Source organism: Proteus sp. G2609 (assembly GCF_963896135.1).
Taxonomy (GTDB): domain Bacteria; phylum Pseudomonadota; class Gammaproteobacteria; order Enterobacterales; family Enterobacteriaceae; genus Proteus; species Proteus mirabilis.
Genome location: NZ_CAWQNB010000005.1, coordinates 18,933 through 40,449, shown reverse-complemented (window position 1 = coordinate 40,449; position 21,517 = coordinate 18,933). Strand labels below are relative to the sequence as shown.

The 21,517-nt window shown below is 37.5% G+C and carries 23 protein-coding genes; 15 read left to right on the top strand and 8 right to left on the bottom strand.

Annotated elements, in window-relative coordinates; translation table 11 throughout:
* Positions 1-347 (top strand): IS200/IS605 family transposase (gene tnpA, locus AACV01_RS02185; RefSeq protein ID WP_161682347.1); only part of this gene is annotated, 347 nt, incomplete at its 5' end.
* Between the two features lie 53 nt (positions 348-400).
* Positions 401-1,351, top strand: a complete 951-nt coding sequence (locus AACV01_RS02180) for an alpha-amylase family glycosyl hydrolase (protein WP_237584982.1) — start codon at positions 401-403, stop codon at positions 1,349-1,351.
* A gap of 89 nt (positions 1,352-1,440) precedes the next feature.
* On the opposite strand, the gene mobB is transcribed toward AACV01_RS02180, so the two are convergent.
* Together mobB and mobA are read right to left on the bottom strand one after the other, a co-directional pair.
* Complete coding sequence (gene mobB, locus AACV01_RS02175; RefSeq protein WP_020946374.1) at positions 1,441-1,959, bottom strand: molybdopterin-guanine dinucleotide biosynthesis protein MobB; 519 nt, start codon at positions 1,957-1,959, stop codon at positions 1,441-1,443.
* A gap of 11 nt (positions 1,960-1,970) precedes the next feature.
* Positions 1,971-2,555, bottom strand: coding sequence for a molybdenum cofactor guanylyltransferase MobA (mobA, locus tag AACV01_RS02170; RefSeq protein WP_161682345.1), 585 nt, complete (start codon positions 2,553-2,555; stop codon positions 1,971-1,973).
* 218 nt (positions 2,556-2,773) lie between these two features.
* On the opposite strand from mobA, the gene AACV01_RS02165 reads away from it, so the two are divergent.
* The 5 genes from AACV01_RS02165 to polA all read left to right on the top strand — a co-directional run bounded on the left by AACV01_RS02165 (position 2,774) and on the right by polA (position 8,897).
* Complete coding sequence (locus tag AACV01_RS02165; protein ID WP_004246861.1) at positions 2,774-3,043, top strand: YihD family protein; 270 nt, start codon at positions 2,774-2,776, stop codon at positions 3,041-3,043.
* A 14-nt stretch (positions 3,044-3,057) separates the two neighbouring features.
* A complete protein-coding gene (locus AACV01_RS02160; RefSeq protein WP_004246862.1) occupies positions 3,058-4,053 on the top strand; it encodes a serine/threonine protein kinase in 996 nt (331 codons plus the stop codon).
* A 20-nt stretch (positions 4,054-4,073) separates the two neighbouring features.
* Positions 4,074-4,697: a thiol:disulfide interchange protein DsbA gene (gene dsbA, locus AACV01_RS02155; protein ID WP_004246863.1), complete on the top strand. Its 624-nt coding sequence runs from the start codon at positions 4,074-4,076 to the stop codon at positions 4,695-4,697.
* A gap of 680 nt (positions 4,698-5,377) precedes the next feature.
* Positions 5,378-5,776, top strand: a complete 399-nt coding sequence (locus AACV01_RS02150; RefSeq protein ID WP_004246864.1) for a SemiSWEET family transporter — start codon at positions 5,378-5,380, stop codon at positions 5,774-5,776.
* A 322-nt stretch (positions 5,777-6,098) separates the two neighbouring features.
* Positions 6,099-8,897 carry a DNA polymerase I gene (gene polA, locus AACV01_RS02145; RefSeq protein ID WP_049217893.1) on the top strand — a complete coding sequence of 933 codons (2,799 nt, stop codon included), beginning with the start codon at positions 6,099-6,101 and terminating at the stop codon, positions 8,895-8,897.
* 223 nt (positions 8,898-9,120) lie between these two features.
* On the opposite strand, the gene def is transcribed toward polA, so the two are convergent.
* A complete protein-coding gene (gene def / locus AACV01_RS02140) occupies positions 9,121-9,639 on the bottom strand; it encodes a peptide deformylase (protein ID WP_004246867.1) in 519 nt (172 codons plus the stop codon).
* 286 nt (positions 9,640-9,925) lie between these two features.
* On the opposite strand from def, the gene AACV01_RS17830 reads away from it, so the two are divergent.
* On the top strand, positions 9,926-9,973 hold the full coding sequence (locus tag AACV01_RS17830; protein WP_438361642.1) for a hypothetical protein: 48 nt from the start codon (positions 9,926-9,928) through the stop codon (positions 9,971-9,973).
* A 124-nt stretch (positions 9,974-10,097) separates the two neighbouring features.
* Here the strand turns inward: AACV01_RS17830 and yihA are convergent, their stop codons facing one another.
* Entirely contained in the window at positions 10,098-10,721 is a 624-nt protein-coding gene (yihA, locus tag AACV01_RS02135) for a ribosome biogenesis GTP-binding protein YihA/YsxC (protein ID WP_046334857.1), read from the bottom strand.
* A 274-nt stretch (positions 10,722-10,995) separates the two neighbouring features.
* On the opposite strand from yihA, the gene ppiA reads away from it, so the two are divergent.
* The 3 genes from ppiA (at position 10,996) to AACV01_RS02120 (ending at position 13,851) form a co-directional block, all read left to right on the top strand.
* Positions 10,996-11,568, top strand: a complete 573-nt coding sequence (gene ppiA / locus AACV01_RS02130; RefSeq protein WP_004246869.1) for a peptidylprolyl isomerase A — start codon at positions 10,996-10,998, stop codon at positions 11,566-11,568.
* Positions 11,569-11,940: 372 nt separating this feature from the next.
* Entirely contained in the window at positions 11,941-12,516 is a 576-nt protein-coding gene (locus tag AACV01_RS02125; RefSeq protein ID WP_004246870.1) for an aminodeoxychorismate synthase component II, read from the top strand.
* Positions 12,517-12,633: 117 nt separating this feature from the next.
* A complete protein-coding gene (locus tag AACV01_RS02120) occupies positions 12,634-13,851 on the top strand; it encodes an aspartate aminotransferase family protein (protein ID WP_046334858.1) in 1,218 nt (405 codons plus the stop codon).
* Between the two features lie 87 nt (positions 13,852-13,938).
* Here the strand turns inward: AACV01_RS02120 and crp are convergent, their stop codons facing one another.
* The gene (gene crp / locus AACV01_RS02115) at positions 13,939-14,571 is read right to left on the bottom strand and encodes a cAMP-activated global transcriptional regulator CRP (protein ID WP_004246872.1); all 633 of its coding nucleotides are present in this window, start codon (positions 14,569-14,571) and stop codon (positions 13,939-13,941) included.
* Positions 14,572-14,882: 311 nt separating this feature from the next.
* Between crp and AACV01_RS02110 the strand changes: the two genes are divergently transcribed.
* Positions 14,883-15,290 carry an OsmC family protein gene (locus AACV01_RS02110; RefSeq protein ID WP_004246873.1) on the top strand — a complete coding sequence of 136 codons (408 nt, stop codon included), beginning with the start codon at positions 14,883-14,885 and terminating at the stop codon, positions 15,288-15,290.
* An 88-nt stretch (positions 15,291-15,378) separates the two neighbouring features.
* Here the strand turns inward: AACV01_RS02110 and AACV01_RS02105 are convergent, their stop codons facing one another.
* The 3 genes from AACV01_RS02105 to AACV01_RS02095 all read right to left on the bottom strand — a co-directional run bounded on the left by AACV01_RS02105 (position 15,379) and on the right by AACV01_RS02095 (position 17,520).
* A complete protein-coding gene (locus tag AACV01_RS02105; protein ID WP_004246875.1) occupies positions 15,379-16,248 on the bottom strand; it encodes a phosphoribulokinase in 870 nt (289 codons plus the stop codon).
* A 73-nt stretch (positions 16,249-16,321) separates the two neighbouring features.
* Entirely contained in the window at positions 16,322-16,543 is a 222-nt protein-coding gene (locus AACV01_RS02100) for a YheU family protein (protein WP_004246876.1), read from the bottom strand.
* The gene (locus AACV01_RS02095; RefSeq protein WP_004246877.1) at positions 16,540-17,520 is read right to left on the bottom strand and encodes a hydrolase; all 981 of its coding nucleotides are present in this window, start codon (positions 17,518-17,520) and stop codon (positions 16,540-16,542) included. Before AACV01_RS02095 ends, AACV01_RS02100 begins: the two co-directional genes overlap by 4 nt.
* A gap of 99 nt (positions 17,521-17,619) precedes the next feature.
* Between AACV01_RS02095 and AACV01_RS02090 the strand changes: the two genes are divergently transcribed.
* The 3 genes from AACV01_RS02090 (at position 17,620) to AACV01_RS02080 (ending at position 21,491) form a co-directional block, all read left to right on the top strand.
* Complete coding sequence (locus AACV01_RS02090; protein WP_004246878.1) at positions 17,620-18,225, top strand: LysE family translocator; 606 nt, start codon at positions 17,620-17,622, stop codon at positions 18,223-18,225.
* A gap of 712 nt (positions 18,226-18,937) precedes the next feature.
* A complete protein-coding gene (locus tag AACV01_RS02085) occupies positions 18,938-19,798 on the top strand; it encodes an SIS domain-containing protein (RefSeq protein ID WP_041701362.1) in 861 nt (286 codons plus the stop codon).
* A 148-nt stretch (positions 19,799-19,946) separates the two neighbouring features.
* Positions 19,947-21,491 carry a methyl-accepting chemotaxis protein gene (locus tag AACV01_RS02080; RefSeq protein WP_049221040.1) on the top strand — a complete coding sequence of 515 codons (1,545 nt, stop codon included), beginning with the start codon at positions 19,947-19,949 and terminating at the stop codon, positions 21,489-21,491.
* Positions 21,492-21,517 lie beyond the last annotated feature (26 nt).

Here is a 21,517-nt window from a genome sequence, read left to right as displayed (position 1 = left end):
TCACAAAATACCGGCGAAAAATATTTGATCAGGATGCAATTGAAAAATTGCGAAGCTACTTTGTCAGTGTTTGTGCTGATTTTGATGTTGAACTGGTTGAAATGGATGGGGAACGGGATCACGTTCATTTACTGATTAATTACCCGCCAAAACTGGCGATATCTAATCTGGTTAACAGCCTTAAAGGGGTATCGAGTCGATTACTTCGACGTGATCGTCCTGATATTGCCCAACGTGATTACTACAAGGGGGTTCTTTGGTCGCCGAGTTATTTCGCGGGGAGTTGTGGTGGCGCACCAATATCCATTATCCGCCAGTACATTGAGCAACAGGAAACACCGAGTTAGTTAAAAAACCGCGCCTTATATCCCCGACCTGAAGGACGGGATTTTACGGTGCTTTGGATAAATTTTTAACTGAATTAGCAGAAAAAACGTTTAAGCCCGCTAACTGTATGACGGTTGCTGAAATTGATGTACCAGAAAAAGATCTACAGAATTATGTAGGGGAAAATGGCTATTTTTCAATGGTATTCGATTTCAGTATTGCTGATCTAGATATTTATCATCAAAAACCATTCACAACAGCGCCTATTACTGGTGAAAAATTAAAACCTGTCTTTATCAAAAGTCAATTAGACACCCAGCGTGTAGGCTGGGGAGCTCCTTATCTTGAAAATCATGATCAACCGCGTTCATTAAATAAATTTATTCCTAAAGAGGCAATTGACCCCATCAGTGCCAAAATGTTAGCCACTTTTTTATTAACACAACGCGGCACTCCCTTTATTTATCAAGGGCAAGAAATAGGTATGACAAATTGTCCTATGACGCTTGAAGAACATAACGATCTGCATGTAGCCAAATTATATGAATGGGGTAAAAATTTGGGTTATAGCGATGAACAGATGATGGCATATTTTAATGATCGTAGTCGGGATAATTCAAGAACTCCTTTTCAGTGGAATAATAAGAATAATGCGGGCTTTACTGTAGGAAAACCGTGGCTAAAGATAAACCCGAATTATAAAAAAATTAATGCAGAGCAACAACGTCAAGATAAAACTTCTCTTTTTGCTTATTACCAACAACTAATTACATTAAGACGTCACTCAGAAATCAGCGATATTTTAATTTATGGGATATTCACACCACTTACTGCTCCTGATAATGTGATTGCCTTTAAGCGAACTCATCAAGAAAAATCCGTTAATATTTACTGTAATTTTAGTCAGGAAGAAAAAGTATTGTCGGTAAGTATCGAACACCTTTATCTGCATAACAGTCCAATAGTGACAAATAAACAAGGTGATCTTGTTCTCCAGCCCTATCAGGCTGTCATTTTTTCTTAGTATGTTATTTTCGTTGGTCACAAAGAAGGGAAATATTCTTCCTTCTTTGTGATAATGCTTGTTAAGCTTTATTGAAAAAAGATGAAATGCTATTTTTGCTGTTGTAGCCAATCACTAATAAATTCAGCAATAGCTTCTGGCGAATTAATATCTAGCAGTGGGAGGGGGGTGTCTAAATCACTATCACTAGCTAGTGCAATCACATGCTCATCCAATAACTCATTAACACTTCGCTCATTGATATGGCGGTAAAGTGCAATTTTAGGGATAGCCTCTGTTTTGAAACCTTCCACTAAAATCATATCGAGTTTACTTGCATCAAAACGAGAAGCGAGATAGTACAAATCCAGCTCAGCTAAATCAGGGGTTTCGGTCATTAATGCCCAACGTTGTTGACTAGCGACTAATGTTTGTTCGGCTCCGGCTTTTCTAAGTTCATAGCTGTCTTTGCCTGGTTTATCGACATCCATATCATGATGGGTATGTTTTATCATACCAACCCGAATATTTCTGTTACGCAACAAAGGAATAAGTTTTTTTAGTAAGGTTGTTTTACCTGTACCACTCCAAGCGGTGATCCCTAACAGCGGTAACTGATTTTGTGTCATCTTATGAGCTCCTATTTTGCTATGTGATTGGCGTTTGCTATATCTTCAGGTGTGTTTAAATTAATAAAGGCTGCGGCCTGATTAGCAAATAAAACCGGTTTAGCAGCGATTTGGCGCATAAATAGCATTAATTTACGGTCACCTTGAGCGAGATAAGCCTCAAGTGTTGGAATAAGACAACGATTTAACAGTGCCAGTGTTGGATGCTCTCGCTGCCCATCGTCGGCATAGGCGGCTAAGGCATCCCCTTTGTGACGATAGAGCGTTTCAACCAAATTGCTAGGAAAATAGGGGACATCACAAGGAACAAACACAACCCAAGGGGTTTGAGCTTGTTTTAATAATGCCAGCATTCCAGCTAAAGGACCGGAAAAATCACTGGTTTCATCGGTGATAACAGGATACTGGCTTTGGCGATAGCGTTCTAGATTACGGTTTGCACTAATCAGAATAGAGGCAACCTGTGGTGATAACTTTTGGGCAATATGGAGGTATAAAGGTAGCCCATGTAAGAGTTGAAGCCCTTTATCAGCGCCTCCCATTCTAGTAGCTTGGCCACCGGCGAGTATACCGCCTGTGATATTCTGGTTTTTCATAGTCAATATTTGTGAATGAGTTTGCGAAAAATTGCGAACAATACTTATCAAGTAAAGACGATATAGTAATAGAAAGCACGAACTTATTCTGGTTACATGTAAAGCAACAGCAATTTTTTTAAAAAAGCGTAATATTTACGCAGATTGACAGAGGTTGTCTTTTTCTCTTAGAGAATACTTGGTACTTTGTTGTTATTTTAATAATAAGGATTTTTTGTATGAAATGTCACCGTCTTAATGAAGTGATGGAATTATTGCACCCAGTATGGGAAGAGCATTCTGATTTAAACTTAGTTCAATTATTACAGAAACTGGCGGATGAAGCAGGTTTTAAAGGTCAACTTGCTGATCTAACTGATGATATTTTGATCTATCATCTAAAAATGCGCAATACCGCACCTACAGATGTTATTCCTGGGCTGAAGAAAGATTATGAAGAAGATTTCAAAACAGCTATTTTACGTGCTCGCGGTGTGATTAAAGATTAATTTCAGGATAGGACATGGCCATATCTGCCTCATTTAATTTTCAAGGATTGTCTCCCGATAGTATTTGGGATGCGCTAATTAATATTGGGTTTTATCCTGATTCAGGGCTGACGGAATTAAACAGCTACGAAAATCGTGTTTTTCAGTTTATGGATGAGCACAAACAACGTTATGTGGTGAAATTTTATCGTCCTCAACGTTGGAGCTATTCACAAATAAAAGAAGAACATGAATTTGTTTTAGCGCTAAAAGAGGCACAGGTTTCTGTCGCAGCGCCTATCGAGGTAAAAGGCGAAACAGTTCATCTTTCTAATGAAGGGTTTTATTTTGCATTATTCCCAAGTATTGGGGGAAGAGCATATGAAACTGATAATCTATTTCAGCTTGAAGAGGTGGGGCGGACATTAGGACGTATCCACCAAATAGGTAGAAAAAAGAGCTATCAATATCGGCCGACACTGTCTGTTGCGGACTATTTGGTCGCGCCAAAATTAGAATTTGAACAAAGTGATTTAGTTCCAACGCAATTAAAATCTCAATTTATTGATGCTATTGATAAAATTATTCATGAAGTGAGTCCTAAATTATCAGACTCAACATGGAAAAAATTACGACTACATGGGGATTGTCATCCCGGCAATATATTGTGGCGTGATGAAGTCGTTATGGTTGATTTTGATGATTCTCGTATGGGAAGTGCAATTCAAGATTTTTGGATGTTATTAAGTGGCTCAAAGCAAGATCAGCTTATACAGCTAGATACATTGCTTGAGTCTTATAATGAATATCAAGATTTTGATGTGAGAGAACTATCATTAATTGAACCTCTACGTGCGATGAGAATGGTGCATTATATCGCATGGGTATTAAAGCGCTGGAAGGATCCTGCTTTTCCAAGAACCTTTGTTTGGTTTCAAGAGCAAGACTTTTGGTTTAAACAACTCGCTTTATTTAAAGGGCAAGTGGAGCAATTAAATGAGCCACCTTTACAACTTAGCCCAATGTATTAATTTTTAGGAGATAATACGAAATGAAAAAAATTTGGCTGGCGTTAGCAAGTATGGTGTTAGCATTTGGTGTTTCAGCTGCCGATATTTCTGAAGGTAAGCAGTATACAAATCTTTCTAAGCCTGTTGCAGGTGCTCCACAAGTGGTTGAATTTTTCTCTTTTTATTGCCCTCATTGCTATCAGTTTTCTGAAGTGTATAAGGTCAATAGCACGGTTGAAAAAAATGTACCAGAAAACACCAAAATGGCTCGTTACCACGTTGACTTCTTAGGGCCGTTAGGTAAAGAGATGACCCGTGCATGGGCGGTTGCTATTGCATTAGGTGTTGAAGACCAAGTCTCTCCAGCCTTATTTAAAGGAATACAAGAAACACAATCTATTCGCTCTGTTGATGATATTCGCACTACCTTTATTAATGCAGGGGTAAAAGCGGAAGATTATGATGCAGCAATTAATAGTTTTGTGGTTAACTCATTGGTAAGCCAACAACAAAATGCGGTAACTGATTTCCAAATTAATGGTGTACCGGCAATGGTTATTGATGGTAAATATAAAATGAAAAATGATGGCATTAGTGCTAAATCACCAGAAGAGTATGCAAAAGCTTATTCTGATGTCGTCAATCAATTACTGATGAAAAAATAATTGATAAGTTATTGCTAATTGATAGATAAGTAGAAATAGCTACCAATGTTAGATAAAAATGGCACCCATTGTTTGTGAGTGCCATTTTTTTATTCTTCATATTTCCTTCATAATATAACTATCCACATTAATTGATGTATATCTAATTAATTCAATATAATTAGTAATGCATCGTAAGTCATTGATTTTTTAATTATGTTAATAAAGTGAAAATAGACTTAATCACTTAATATAGATAGGGTTACAAAAATACTCACAGAGTTATCCACAGGATATTCATGAGTAATACAAACAATGTAATGTCAGGGAAATAGTCTGTAATATTACTGTAAATCAATATTAACGAACTGACTCTTTTGGTTCCTTGTTTATGGTTGTGTTGCGCTAATTTTTTTAGGTAAAGAAGCAATAACTTGTTATATTTTAGTTTATTATTTTTCGCTGCTAAGTGTAATTGCTTAGTGTTTGGAAATGTTAAATAGCTAACCTCTTAGAATAATGAAAAATGTAGATTTTATGTTAATAATGATTATTTAGCATTTAATTTAACTGCTTTATTCTCCCATTTTGCTTATTTGACAATATTCTTTTACTTATGCTAGAACTGGTAATAGTTATATTTATTATCCAACATAAAAAATTCATTCTTATATATTGGATAAATAACAGTAGGAGGCGTGATGCAAAACGAAACAGATCCTGAAAATCTTACTTTACTCGATGAATCTACCTCAACAAGCCTTGTTCCTTATCGTGGAATTAGATTAGCGAATAACCCAATAAATAAATTAATGAGGAAAATTAAACAGAAACTCGCCACGCTAAATGAAATTAATATTGTCACATTAGTCAGTTGGATAGCAACAGTCACTGCCTGTGGTATGTATGTCTCTTATATTCCACAAATAATGGACAATCTTAATGGCATTAAAACTAGCCCATTTCAGCCTTTTGTTGCAGCCATAAACTGTTTATTATGGACTTATTATGGTGTGAAAAGTAAAGAATATCCCGTTGCGATTGCTAATGCTCCCGGTATTCTATTTGGTACTATTGCTTGCCTTACTGCAATTATTTAATTAATTAACTATACCGCATTTTATTACCGTATTTTATTAAAAATAATATAGAGAATATAAATAACCATATATTATTGAGGTGTTTCTATATTATTTTAGTCATTATTTTGTATAAAAACGAATAATATTTATCGTCTTTTTATTAAGATAAAATTGATCTGCTTGATTTATTCGAATCAATGATTGTCGGTGACTAACCGATAATTATATCTGTCTATCGTGATAAGAAGTTTGTCAATAATCTCAGGTAATATTCGTCTATTGCGTTGCAATGTGGCATTCTAGTCATATCAATGAACCTCAGAACAATGATGAACAGATTATGGTCCAGATAGCAGAAAACCCCTTTATCCTTGTAGATGGCTCTTCATACCTTTATCGTGCCTATCATGCTTTTCCTCCGCTAACTAATAGCAAAGGTGAACCCACAGGGGCGATGTATGGTGTGTTAAACATGCTACGCAGCCTAATAATTCAGTATAAGCCTAGTCATGTGGCGGTTGTGTTTGATGCTAAAGGCAAAACATTCCGTGATGAGTTGTATGAGGAATATAAATCTAATCGCCCACCAATGCCAGATGATCTGCGTGAGCAGATTGAGCCTTTGCATGAAATGGTTCAAGCGATGGGCTTACCGTTACTTTCTATTACTGGCGTCGAAGCTGATGATGTGATTGGCACATTGGCATTAAAAGCAGCCAGTGATGGTCGTAATGTGTTAATCAGTACCGGTGATAAAGATATGGCACAGCTAGTTACGCCCAATATCACACTTATCAACACGATGACGAATGTTATTTTAGGCCCCGATGAAGTTAAAGAAAAATATGGGGTGCCACCAGAGTTGATTATCGACTTTCTCGCACTGATGGGTGACTCATCAGATAATATTCCCGGTGTTCCAGGCGTAGGTGAAAAAACAGCATTAGGGCTATTGCAAGGACTTGGTAGCTTAGAGGATATTTATCAACAGCTTGATAAAATAGCCACATTGAGTTTCCGGGGTGCGAAAACACTTGGCGCCAAAATGGTTGAACATGAGAAAGTTGCCAAACTTTCTTATCAATTAGCGACAATTAAAACAGATGTAGCGCTTGATAAAACCTTTGATGACTTAGTGGTTAATGAACCTAATTTAGATAAGTTACTTGAAATGTTTACGCGTTATGAATTTAAACGCTGGATAAGTGACTTACAAAATGGTGGTTGGTTAGCTCAACGCAGTAGCCGTAAAGCGCCAGTCCCCTATAGTGCAGAAGTCGCAACACCCAAAGAGCAGCCAGCTGCAGACAATTTCCCGGTTATCTCTCAAGAGAACTATGAGTCTATATTGACTCATGAAAGCTTAATGCGCTGGGTTGAGGTACTGAAAAAAGCGCCCGCCTTTGCTTTTGATACTGAAACAGATAGCTTGAATAATATTGATGCACGTTTAATCGGTCTGTCATTTGCGGTAGAGCCTGGCAAGGCCGCTTATATTCCATTGCGTCATGATTATCTAGATGCACCAGAGCAATTACCTGTTGATGAGGTACTAACTGCTTTAAAACCGATTTTAGAAGATAAAACCATCTTAAAAATTGGGCAAAACCTGAAATTCGACCGCGGCATTATGGAAAATGAAGGCATCGAATTAAACGGTATTTATTTTGATACCATGTTGGAGTCTTATGTCTTAAATAGTGTGAGTAGCCGCCATGATATGGATACCTTAGCGGAAAAGCATTTAAATCATAAAACGACGACATTTGAAGAGATTGCTGGTAAAGGTAAGGGGCAACTTACCTTTAATCAGATTGAGGTTGAACAAGCGACCTTATATGCAGCGGAAGATGCTGATATTACCTTGTTACTGCATCAAGCGCTTTATCCTCAAATAGAGGCGATTGCACCGCTAAAACACGTTTATCACGATATTGAGATGCCATTAGTTCCTGTGCTTTCACGCATGGAGCGTAAGGGCGTATTGATTGACGCACAAGTGCTTGCCATGCAATCCCAAGAAATCACTCAACGTTTAGCTGAGATTGAAAAAGAGACATTCGCGTTAGCAGGGCAAGAATTTAATCTCTCTTCACCTAAGCAATTACAAGAGATTTTATTTGAAAAACTAAATCTTCCTATTATCAAGAAAACGCCAAAAGGTGCCCCTTCAACAAATGAAGAAGTGTTAGAAGCGTTAGCGCATAGTCATGAGTTACCTCGTTTAATTTTAGAACATCGTGGATTGGCAAAATTAAAATCGACTTATACGGATAAATTGCCGTTGATGGTCAATAGTAAAACTAAGCGGGTGCATACTTCATATCATCAGGCGGTGACTGCGACAGGACGTTTATCTTCTCGTGATCCTAATCTGCAAAATATTCCAGTAAGAAATGAAGAGGGGCGTCGTATTCGCCAAGCGTTTATTGCCCGTGATGGTTTTAAAATAGTTGCTGCCGACTATTCTCAAATCGAATTACGTATTATGGCGCATTTATCGCAAGATAAAGGTTTGCTTGATGCTTTTGCTCAAGGGAAAGATATTCACCGAGCTACTGCATCTGAAGTGTTTGGTATACCTTTAGACGAAGTCACCGCTGAGCAACGTCGTAGTGCGAAAGCGATCAACTTTGGTCTTATTTATGGTATGAGCGCTTTTGGTTTATCTCAACAAATTGGTGTTGAACGAAAAGAAGCACAGCGATATATGGATCTCTATTTTGAACGTTATCCTGGGGTATTAGATTATATGGAGCGTACCCGTAAACAAGCGTCACAGCAAGGCTATGTGGAAACGTTAGATGGACGCCGTTTATATCTGCCAGAGATTAATTCTAAAAATGCGATCCGACGTAAAGCATCAGAGCGTGAAGCGATTAACGCACCTATGCAGGGAACAGCAGCCGATATCATTAAAAAAGCAATGATTGCGGTGGATAATTGGATCTGTCATGAATGCCCTGATGATGTACATATGATTATGCAGGTACACGATGAATTAGTGTTTGAGGTACGAGAGTCATATTTAGAAAAAGCAAATGCGATGATCCATAAGCTCATGGAAAGTAGCATGGAGCTTGCTATTCCACTGAAGGTCGAAGTCGGAGTCGGTAATAACTGGGATGAAGCCCATTAATGACGAGATAACACTTTGTTTATAATAGATATCAGTATGGTTTTTTAACTGATGAATTTAAGCGGGATAGCTATAAGGTTTTCCCGCTTTGCTATATTTAAAGCTAGGGAAGGGGAACAATAGGAATTGTGGGGGGATAAAAAATAAAAAGCCCAGTTGTTTGACTGAGCTTACACTATAAAAGTCATTAGTATTAACAATATCAAAAGTTAAATACATTCCATTAAGCAACTTGGGTGCTATTGAGTTTGCTTAATTTTTTCTGTTTTTTCTCGATACGTTGACGTTTTAACGGCGATAAATGGTCTATAAATAGTTTACCATTGAGGTGATCTAGCTCATGTTGAATACAGCCAGCAAAGAGATCGGCTGCTTCTAGCTCGATTTCATCACCATTTCTATCTAGTGCTTTGACTTTTAAGTAGCGAAAGCGTTGTGTGGGAGCAAAAGAGTCTGGGATAGAAAGACAACCATCCATCATATCCATTATTTCATCTTCAGTACTGATAATTTCTGGGTTAATAAGAGCAATGGGTTGATCTCTATTTTCAGAAACATCAATAACGACAATACGTTTAGAGACATTAACCTGAGGAGCCGCTAAGCCAATTCCTCTTTCTGCGTACATGGTTTCAATCATGTCATCGATTAATGTGCGTATTTCGTCATCTACTTTTTCCACAGGTGTAGCAACTTTGCGTAGTCGCTCATCAGGAAAATGCAGTAGCGTTAATACAGCCATGAATACCTCATTTTATCGCTAATTTACAAATTTATTACGGTCTCGCGATAAGCCTATCACAAAATTAGTCTGTATAAACCGCACATTTTGTGTGATTTGTTTTATTTTTAAGCACTTTTTACAGGTGATTTAGATCTCATAAATATGTAATTAAACTACATTTATTGAGCGTTTGAATACATAAACATCAAGCTGAATCGTGTTTGCATGTGAAAAAAAATTACAAAAGGGCTTTTATTAGCCAAAAAAATAGAGTACATTATCTCTTGTAGGGTACAGAGGTAAGATGTTCTATCTTTCAGACCTTTTACTTCACGTAATCGGATTTAGCTGAATATTAGCTGTCCCAGTCGACTTTATTTCGACTGGGGCATTTTTTTATCTAAAATTTGCACGAGTGATTAATGCTAAGAATGGAAGGGGAAGCCATATTTTCCCCTAGTAAAGCGGATAGCGAGTTAAGCTTCTGTATCTGGTTCGTTAGTATCAGTAAACCACTCATTTAACGTATTACGTAATTTATCAATGCCTATTTTTTTCAAAGAAGAAAAACATTCAACACGTATATCACCTGATTTTTCTGACAGTGCATTTTGTACCGCCATTAACTGCTTTTTACGCGCCCCTGATGCTAATTTATCCGCTTTAGTGAGTAAGACGAGAGTCGGAAGCTCTGAATCCACCGCCCAATCAATCATCTGCATATCGAGATCTTTTAATGGATGACGGATATCCATTAAAATAACAACTCCTTTTAAGCACTCTCTTTTTTGCAGGTATTCACCTAAAGAGCGTTGCCATTTGCGTTTCATCTCTTCGGGGACTTGAGCATATCCGTAGCCAGGTAAATCGACTAAACGTCGTCCTTCCTCAATTTGAAACAGATTGATAAGTTGAGTACGACCGGGTGTTTTACTGGTTCTTGCCAATCCATTTTGTTGCGTTAGTGCATTTAATGCACTGGATTTACCCGCATTAGAACGACCCGCAAAGGCAATTTCAATTCCTGTATCTGGTGGTAAATGGCGGATATCAGGTGCACTGATAATGAAATGTGCTTTTTGGTAATTAAATTGGGTCATTATGGTATAAGCCTCTCTGAAATAATGCGCTTCCTCATGCATACTAAGATGAGTTTTGCATAGAGAATCGAAAATCGATTAATTAACTATTCCCTCTATTTTGGCGTAATTTAGCGACTTATAACAGTAATTAAACATGAAAATTTACCCTGTTATGATGTAAATGCGTTTATTGTGCGTAAATAAAGGTAAATGATTGGCACTATTTGCCTCAGCGAATTAAAATCGCTGCATATTAAGTAAGTTGTAGACTATTAAAGTAAAGGATCCCTGCATGTTAAAACGTTTTTTTGTCACTCTCGTTACCGCTTGCACCTTGACAACAACAAGCCTTGCAATGGCTGCAACGGGAGAGACCTTTGTTAAATTAGTCACATCTGAAGGCAATATTGAACTGTCACTGGATAATAAAAAAGCCCCTATCACAACGAAAAATTTTATTCAGTATGTCGAAGATGGTTACTATAACGGGACCACTTTTCATCGAGTGATCCCCGGATTTATGATCCAAGGTGGGGGATTTACGGCAGATTTGCAACAAAAGCAGACACGAGAGCCGATTAAGAATGAGGCTGATAATGGCTTACGTAACTTAAAAGGCACCATTGCAATGGCTCGTACATCAGATAAAGACAGTGCCACAAGCCAATTCTTTATTAATGTTGCTGATAATGCCTTTTTAGATCACGGTCAACGTGATTTTGGTTATGCGGTGTTTGGTAAAGTAGTGAAAGGCATGGATGTTGTCGATAAAATTTCACAAGTGCAAACCCGCAATATTGGTCCTTACCAAAATGTACCCGTTAAAACCGTGACGATTTTATCCGCTGAGGTGGTTAAAGAATAATGGGTGATTAGGTTAGACACTTCTCTAGCCTAAGTCAGTCAATGAACAGATATCCAGAATGCGTTCTCACATTCTGGATATTGTCGATCAAAAAAATTATTTCTGATCTTTGTTTTTGACATATGATCTTCTATTACCGCGCTTGTTTGCTTTATTTATCTCTTAATTGATGAATAATCACCGTCATTATTGTTATTGCGCAATAAATCAACAGCTTTTCTTACTTACTATTTATATTTTACACCTGTGCTATGATAATCGGCTTCGTTGTATCCAGGTCGGTTGAATAACGAGCTATTTTGTCAGGGATATAACGGTTTCAAAATAGCATTAAAACAGATAATGATAATAAAATCAGTCGGATAAGCTAATATGCTGTTACTTATTGATAATTACGACTCGTTTACCTACAACCTTTACCAGTATTTTTGTGAACTGGGGGCGGAGGTTGTTGTTAAACGTAATGATGAGATTGGGCTTAAAGAGATAGAAAAGATGATGCCATCACATCTTGTTATCTCTCCGGGACCTTGCACGCCAGATGAAGCAGGGATCTCTCTTGAGGCGATACAGCGATTTGCCGGGGAAATACCTATTTTAGGTGTTTGCCTTGGTCATCAGGCGATTGGGCAAGCTTTTGGTGCATCCGTTATCAGAGCCCGTGAAGTTATGCATGGCAAAAATTCATTAATACACCATAATCAGCAAGGGGTGTTTAAAGGGCTTAATCGACCTTTAAGCGTTACCCGTTATCACTCTTTAGTGATTGATGCGACAACCTTGCCTGTCCCTTTTGAGGTTACAGCATGGAGCCAACATGACGGGAATGTTGATGAAATTATGGGGATACGTCATCGTACTTTACCCATTGAAGGTGTGCAATTTCATCCTGAAAGTATTCTGAGTGAACAAGGGCATGAGTTATTAAATAATTTTCTTAAATATTAATTGGATAATGAAAATTTAGCGTCATTATCCAATTTTATATCAAACCTTATTTGATTTTTTATTCATATTTAGTGATTATATTTTCATTGTATAGCTAAATGTCGGTCAGGTGGGGTAATGATAAATCAACGTATTAATAGGGCAACTTACGATCAGGTAATGTTGCCAATTTATTCACCAGCAGATTTTATTCCTGTTAAAGGGCAAGGTAGCCGTGTTTGGGATCAACAGGGAAAATCCTATATTGATTTTGCTGGTGGTATTGCTGTTCTAGCGCTTGGGCATGCGCATCCACTATTGAATAAAGCACTGCAAGAGCAAAGTGAGAAGCTTTGGCATGTAAGTAATGTGTTTACTAATGAGCCGGCATTATGTTTAGCTCAGAAATTAATCCAACATACTTTTGCTGAGCGTGTTTTTTTTGCCAATTCAGGGGCAGAAGCGAATGAAGCCGCACTTAAATTAGCACGACATTACGCTATTACCCGTCATAATCCTTATAAAACTAAGATAATTGCCTTCCACCATGCCTTTCATGGTAGAACATTTTTTACAGTCTCTGTAGGGGGACAACCTAAATATGCGGATGGTTTTGGTCCTAAACCTGCGGATATTATACATGTCCCTTTTAACTCTCTTGATGCTGTAAAAGCCGTGATTGACTCTCATACTTGTGCCGTAATACTGGAGCCTATCCAAGGTGAGGGCGGAGTGACACCGGCGACAGCGGAGTTTATGCATGGCTTACGTACACTATGTGATAAGCATCAAGCGCTATTAATTCTTGATGAAGTACAAACGGGTATGGGGCGAACCGGCAAACTATTTGCTTATATGCACTATGATATACAGCCCGATATTATTACCAGTGCCAAAGCATTAGGTAGTGGTTTTCCTCTCAGTGCGATGTTAACCACCGAGGATATCGCTTCGGTAATGGGGGTAGGAACACATGGTACGACTTATGGGGGGAACCCATTAGCCTGTGCAGTAGGCAATGCTGCTTTTGATTTAATCAACACTCAGGCGGTATTAGAAGGTGTCAGTGAGCGTCATCGTTGGATAGTGGATGAATTGCAGGCAATAAACCAAACTTATGCTGTATTTTCCCAAATTCGTGGACAAGGCTTATTAATTGGCGCGCAGTTAGCACCACTGTATGCAGGTAAAGCAAAAGAGTTACTTGCACTGGCCTCTAAGCATGGCTTAATGATGTTAAATGCCGGGGCTGATGTAATACGCTTTACACCATCGCTGATTATTACCCTCGAAGAGTTACAAGAGGGCATGAATGCGTTACGAAAAGCGCTTGCTGAGTTTGTAAAAGCAGAGTGAATTCAAATGTAAAACCCCATCATTGCGATGGGGCTTCATACAAAATAATCACTGTCCATCAGTTAAATGGGCTGTTTTCAATGCAACTTAACGAGTACCGTAAACAACGATAGTTTTACCGTGTGCTGAAATGAGGTTTTGATCTTCCAGCATTTTTAAAATACGGCCTACAGTTTCACGTGAACAACCTACAATTTGACCGATTTCCTGACGTGTAATTTTAATTTGCATGCCATCAGGATGCGTCATTGCATCAGGTTGTTTAGCTAAATTTAATAAAGTTTGTGCAATACGACCTGTTACATCAAGGAAAGCAAGGTTACCTACTTTTTCTGATGTGGTTTGTAATCTATTCGCCATTTGAGCGGAAAGGCGCATCAGAATGTCAGGATTGACCTGAATTAATTGGCGGAATTTTTTATAGGAAATTTCTGCTACTTCACAGGCTGTTTTTGCTCTAACCCATGCACTACGTTCTTGATCTTCTTCAAATAATCCAAGTTCACCGATGAAGTCACCTTGGTTTAGGTAGGAAAGGATCATCTCTTTTCCTTCTTCATCTTTAATAAGAACAGCCACGGAACCTTTAACAATATAATAAAGTGTTTCCGCTTTTTCACCTTGGTGGATCAGCGTGCTCTTGGATGGATATTTGTGAATATGGCAGTGTGACAAAAACCATTCAAGAGTCGGGTCTGTTTGCGGCTTGCCGAGAACCATTCGCGTTATCCTCTGTACGTTAATGCAGCCTTTCAAAACGGATTGACACCCTTTTGATACAGCGTGCTTAAAATCCTATCTTTACCGATTAACTTCCTGAGAATTCGGAAAGTTAATAAGGAATAGATTATAATAAATGAGAAAATAATGCATTGATCTTAACCACTATCATCAAGCAGATATTGTTTTTAACACAGTTAACGCATTAAGTCTCGTTTTACGCAGTCAGCATAATAAACCTATTTGCTAATTGCTAGTTGAATTATGAGAATGTACTCTTTTAGTCTTAGTTGTATTTAGGGGAAAAATAAATGGAAGCACGTGTTAAATGGGTTGAAGATTTATCTTTTGTTGGCGAATCATCTTCCGGCCATCAAGTTATGATGGATGGTAATTCAGGTGATAAAGCGCCTAGTCCGATGGAAATGGTATTAATTGCTGCGGGTGGTTGTAGTGCTATTGATGTGGTGAGTATCTTACGTAAAGGTCGCCACCAAGTCACTGATTGTGAAGTGAAATTAACATCAAAACGTCGTGAAGAGGCACCTCGTTTATTTACTGATATTAATTTACATTTCATTGTTTCCGGCAAAGCGTTGACAGATAAAATTGTTGAGCGAGCTGTACAATTATCAGCAGAAAAATATTGCTCTGTTTCTTTAATGTTAGGGAAAGCGGCCAATATTACGCACTCTTTTGAAATTAAAGATCCTGAATAAATTTGATATTTTAAAATAAATTTTAATATATAAAATAATATCCCTAAAATACGGGGATATTATTTTCGTCAAAAATAACATATCTATTTTAGCTAATTTTTTCACCATTCAATAATTTCTTCACCAGTGGTGCCATGATTAATTCCATCGCTAAGCCTAATTTCCCTCCTGGAACAACAATAGTATTGATAGTCGACATAAATGAACCATGCAACATTGCCAATAGATAGGGGAAATCGATATCCGTTAAGCCACGAAAGCGAATAACAATAAAACTTTCATCCAGTGTTGGAATAGCTTTAGCTGAGAAGGGATTAGAGGTATCCACCGTAGGAACGCGTTGGAAATTGATATGAGTGCGAGAAAACTGTGGAATGATGTAACTGATATAATCATCCATCGAACGTACCACAGAATCTCTCACCGCTTCTTGAGAGTGCCCGCGCTCTGTGGTGTCTCTAATTAATTTTTGTATCCATTCAAGGTTAACAATAGGTACAACACCGACTAATAGGTCAACATGTTGAGCGACATTATGTTGATCGGTAACGACACCACCATGCAATCCCTCATAAAATAAAATGTCTGTTTTTTCTGGCAATGCTTCCCAAGGTGTAAATGTCCCAGGTAATTGGTTATAAGGGGTTGCTTCATCATAAGAATGAAGGTATTTGCGAAATTGCCCTTGCCCTGTTTGGCTATAGTGACTTAGGGTTGAACTTAATAAATTAAAGTCATTGGCTTCAGGGCCAAAATAGCTGATATGCCGTCCTTGCTCTTTCGCTTTTCTAATGGCCATATCCATTTCAGGGCGTGTATAACGGTGAAAACTATCCCCTTCAATAGAGGCTGCATGGGCGTTGAGTTGCTGAAATATTTTACGAAAAGCTTGGCTGGTTGTAGTAGTACCTGCACCACTTGAACCAGTAACAGCAATAATAGGGTGTTTGATTGACATATCATGTTCCTTTTCAAAATAAGGGCTATACCTTATTGTTAAATGTGATGTGATAGTGCCAACTTAGGTAAGATCAATCAGGGCGAAACTGTGCAGCTGGCATAATGTTGACGCTTTCATGAAGCTCAGACCACACTAACACGGCCTCCCCCGAGACGAGTTGTTTTTTTACGTCGGCAACTTTCTGTTCAAGCGTTTTCTCTTGCATACCATAATCAGTCCCTTCTCGTAAAACGAAACTTTCAATCAAGTTATCTAGCGTTTCGGTTGATAGTTCTTGCCAAGGGATGATCATTTTACTTTCTCCAAATAGGTCGATAGCCAGTCGGGGATACGTTTTTCAAGCCACATTACAGGCTTAGAGAGTTTTCCACTAACAAAACCTACATGCCCACCAAATTCTGTTAATTGGTATTCAATATTTTTAGGTAATGTTGTGATATCAGGTATCACTTCTGTAGACATAAAGGGATCGTCTTTGGCGTGAATGATAAGTGTATTTTTTTTGATCTGATTGAGTAAAGGGAGAGCGCTACATTGACGATAATAATCAAGGGCGTCTTTGAAACCGTGAATTTTTGCCGTGATCAGATCATCAAATTGACGTAACTTTTTAATGGATTTAATGGTTAATAGACTAATAGGTAACGACTGGGGATAGCGGATCAATTTGCGAGTCGCATTGCGTTTTAACCCTTTTAGTAAATACCATTGATAGAAGCGCGAAAATCCTCGCTCTATTTTGGTTGAGCAAGGTTCTAACATCAAAGGTGCGGACACAATAACAGCGGCATCTAATACCGCATTTTCACCACTTTCGGCAAGATAATAGGCCAGCATATTACCTCCTAAAGAGTAACCTACCGCTGCGGTTGGTTGTTCGCCAAATTGCTCTTTTAACCAATTCAGAAAATAGCGGGCATCTTCTGTTTCACCAGAATGATAAATGCGTTTTTGCCGATTGGGTTCGCCACTACAGCCTCTAAAATGCATGACAACGCCTAGCCATCCTCGCGCTTTCGCCGCGGCTAGCATGCCATGAACATAAGGGCTATTAAAGTTACCTTCCAAACCATGAAAGATAACCAAACGGGGCTTATGTTGCGCTGTTTTGGGTTCTTCACTCCATGCTAAGTCGACAAAATCATTATCAGGCAAATTAAGCCGTTGCCAATAAGGCGTTAATAGCGGCGTTCTTCGCACTATTCGAGGCAAAAGTGTCTGTAAATGGGGATTCTTAGCCCAAGGTATTGGATCAAAATATTGAGACATAGTTCCGTTTATTAAAATGAATTAATGCTTGTTTGCTAAATAACATACTGCTATTTTCGGTGAAAATAAAACATCTGTCACATCTTTGAGCATTTCACTATGACAAATAGCCTAGTTGTTTCGTTGAGCGTTTTCCTTTTTATTGCAGCCATTACGCCCGGACCTAATAATTTACTATTAACCTCTTCGGGGGCTCATGTTGGTTTAAAACGCTCTTTAACGTTGATGGCAGGCATTATCGTCGGAATGCAATGTGTATTACTTAGCTCTGCGTTTGGTATTGCGACATTATTGATTATTTATCCCGCATTGCATATCGGTTTAAAGATTATTGGTAGCATTTATCTTTGTTGGTTAGCTTGGAAAACAGCAACCGCTTCTTATCAACGATTAGATATTTCAAGTAAAGTGCCCCAAACAGTGACGGCGTTTCAAGGTGGATTATTGCAATTTTTAAATCCAAAAGCTTGGATGATGGGGCTAGGCGCCGTAGGAAGTTTTAGTTTAGCCGGTGATGGTTATTTGGGATCGATTGGTGTAATTAGTGTTGTGATGTTGGTGGTAAATTTTATCGCTGGTATGGTATGGATTTTAGGTGGAACATTTATCAGTCGTTTTTTACAAAGCAGACGAGCATGGTTCTTATTTAATATTATAATGGGGATATTAACCGCCATGTGTATTCCATTGATTTGGATTGAATAAATATAGGCTAAAATAAATGATTTAATTTCTTTTTATTGTTGTAAATAATATTTTTTTTAGTTTAGTTAGTCTCTTGTTTTGTTGTATTGCATTTAATTAGATAATTTAGCTATGTTGAGTCATTTTCTACGATTATTATTATACCCAAATATGTTATTTAATCACACATTACACATAATTATTTATTACCGTTGTTGATGATTATCTATTAATAATATTAAGTATGATTAAAGTGTTGTTTTGTGTATTTCTTGATTATTTTATCTTTAATTTTAATCGTAGCTGTGACAAGGAATTATTTATTCCGTTTGATTGACCATAGTTGTTGAGTGTTTATTGGTTGTTTATTTTTATTAACATTAATTTTATGATTATTTATCAATGGGATAAAAATTTTTTATTATGCTATATATTGATATTTAATGGAATTTTATCTGCAGTGATATTAAGGAATAAATTATTTCAAAAAACTAAAAAAAATTTAAGCATTATTTATAATTTGTTTAAAAATAGATGTGCTTATACGTAAAATTTTAGATAAAATCATAAACAGAATTATTATAAAGGTATTGTTAATATTATTAACATTTTCTATTGAGTAGATGATGTTTTTTATTCACTTTACCATCAATAATTAATTATTTAATACAATTAAATTTGTTAATAATTAAATCATTATAAAAATAGTATAATTTAAGTGGATTATGTCATTATGCCTACATTAACGAAGATAGCATGGATAAAACCAGGGATGGCGACAAATCAACGTAAAATAGCGGATTATATTTTAGAACACCCTGAAAAAATCGTGACTTTATCATCACAGCAATTAGCCGAAATTATGGGAGTCAGCCAATCAGCAGTAGTGAAATTTAGTCAAAAGATAGGATTTAAAGGATTTCCTTCTTTAAAGCTGGCTATCAGTGAAGATTTAGGCCGAAAGAATGCTAATTCAGAAAAAAACTCCAGCATATTACATAACCAAATAGATTCAGAGGATAGCCTGGTTGTTATTGCGCAGAAATTAGCACAAGAAAAAAATAATTCAATTCGGGATACCACACGTCAAATTAATTATCACCAGTTTGAACAAGTGATCCAACAGATTGATGACGCCTCTCGGGTACAAATTATAGGTATTGGTGGATCAGGTTTAGTTGCCAGAGATTTAAGTTATAAATTACAGAAAATAGGTATTACGACTTTAATTGAAACTGATCACCATGTACAAATTTCTGTTGCTCAGATGTTAAGCCCTCGGGATTTACAAATTGTGATCTCTTACAGTGGCAAAAGAAAAGATATGCTGGTCGCTGCATCTGTGGCTAAAAAACAAGGTGCTAAAATTATAGCGATCACAGGAGAAAAACATTCACCACTAGGTCTGATGGCCGATTATATATTAGAAACTATTGCTGATGAAGGTGAGTGGCGTAGTGCTGCTATTTCTTCTCGCACTGCACAAAACACCATTACCGATCTTATCTTTATGGCATTATTAAAGAAGCGTGATGAAAATGCGAAGACTTTAGTATTAAGCTCTCAAGCACTAATTAATAGTCTGGATGATTAATTTATTTGAACTGATTCAAATTTTTAATATTTAAAAGTTAATATTTACACTTATTTCTAAAGTTATTCTCTTTGTAGCCGAAACGTTAGTTATTTAGCACGTGTTTTTTTATTGAGATATCTCATTTCAATGACGAGGAGAGTAACTAATGCGTAACAATCAACCGGTGACACAGCGAGAATATCCGGTAGCTGAAAACGCAACACTGATGTCAACAACCGATGTTAATGGCAATATTATTTATGCTAATGAGGATTTTGTTGAAGTCAGTGGTTTTTCAGCACAAGAGTTAATGGGGCAACCCCATAATATTGTCAGACATCCAGATATTCCTGCTGATGTATTTAGAGACATGTGGAAAACATTAAAACAGGGGGAGGTTTGGACGGGAATAGTTAAAAATAGGCGCAAAAATGGCGATCATTATTGGGTAAGGGCTAATGTCACCCCTATTATTCGTCAAGGTAAAATTCAAAGTTTTATGTCAGTGAGGACGGCGGCAAAAAAAGAAGAAGTAGAACAAGCCGCAACACTTTATGCCGCTTTTAACCAAGGTAAATATCCCTCTCACACTTTTTCTAAGGGGGCTTTCATTTATAAGGGCTGGAAAAGTTGGCGCTCATGGAAACAAACACTCTCACTAAAGCAGCGTGTACGCTTACTTCTCTTATTACCATTTCCTTTTATATTATTAAGTGTTTGGTTTGCTGGTTTAAATGGTTGGGGTTTATTCATTCATACCGCTATCTTACTTTCACTATTGATAGCCAATGAGCGAATTTTTTATTTTCAAATAGTGAAGCCGATCATGATCCTTAATAAGCACGCTAATCGGGTGGCTACAGGTGATGAACACAACGTTGATTATCTTGATCGTATTGATGAAATTGGTATGACTCAACGTTCTGTAAATCAACTAGGGCGGATGTTTCGTTGGCTTGTGAACGATGTTAGTCATCAAATCCATCAAGTTGCTTTTTCTTGTGATCAATTAGCTGCGGGGAATCGTGATCTCTATACGAGGACTGAACAAACTGCAAGTCATGTTGAGACTACTGCGTCAACCATGAATCAATTAACCACAGCGGTGAGTAATAATAGTGAAACGGCAGGGCAGGCTAATAATTTATCTAATATGACTTGCAAGGCAGCAATACAAGGCGGAACAGCAATGGATACTATTGTGCATACGATGGACGATATTGCGAAAAGTTCTGAGCGTATCAGTAATATTATTGGTGTCATTGACAGTATTGCATTTCAAACCAACATATTGGCATTAAACGCTTCGGTGGAAGCGGCCAGAGCAGGAGAGCAAGGACGCGGTTTTTCTGTGGTAGCTAGCGAGGTGCGTAATTTAGCGCAACGCAGTGCAGAGGCGGCAAAAGAGATCAAAGCATTGATTAATACATCAAGTAACAATATTAAGATTGGCTCAAAGCAAGTGAATGAGACGGTGGAAACAATGGAAAATATTGTGGTTCATGTAAAAAATGTCACGAGTCTTATTGGTGAAATCAGCCTTGCATCATCAGAACAAAGTGCAGGATTAAAAGAGCTCGGTCGAGCTGTAGAGCAGTTAGAATCAATAACACATGAAAATGCAGATTATGTCTCTAAAGCGTCGTTAATTTCCGGAGAAATGAAAGAACAAACGAATTATTTAGTAAAAGCCATTCATGTATTTCACTAAATAATAAGAAAAGTAGAAGAGAGAAA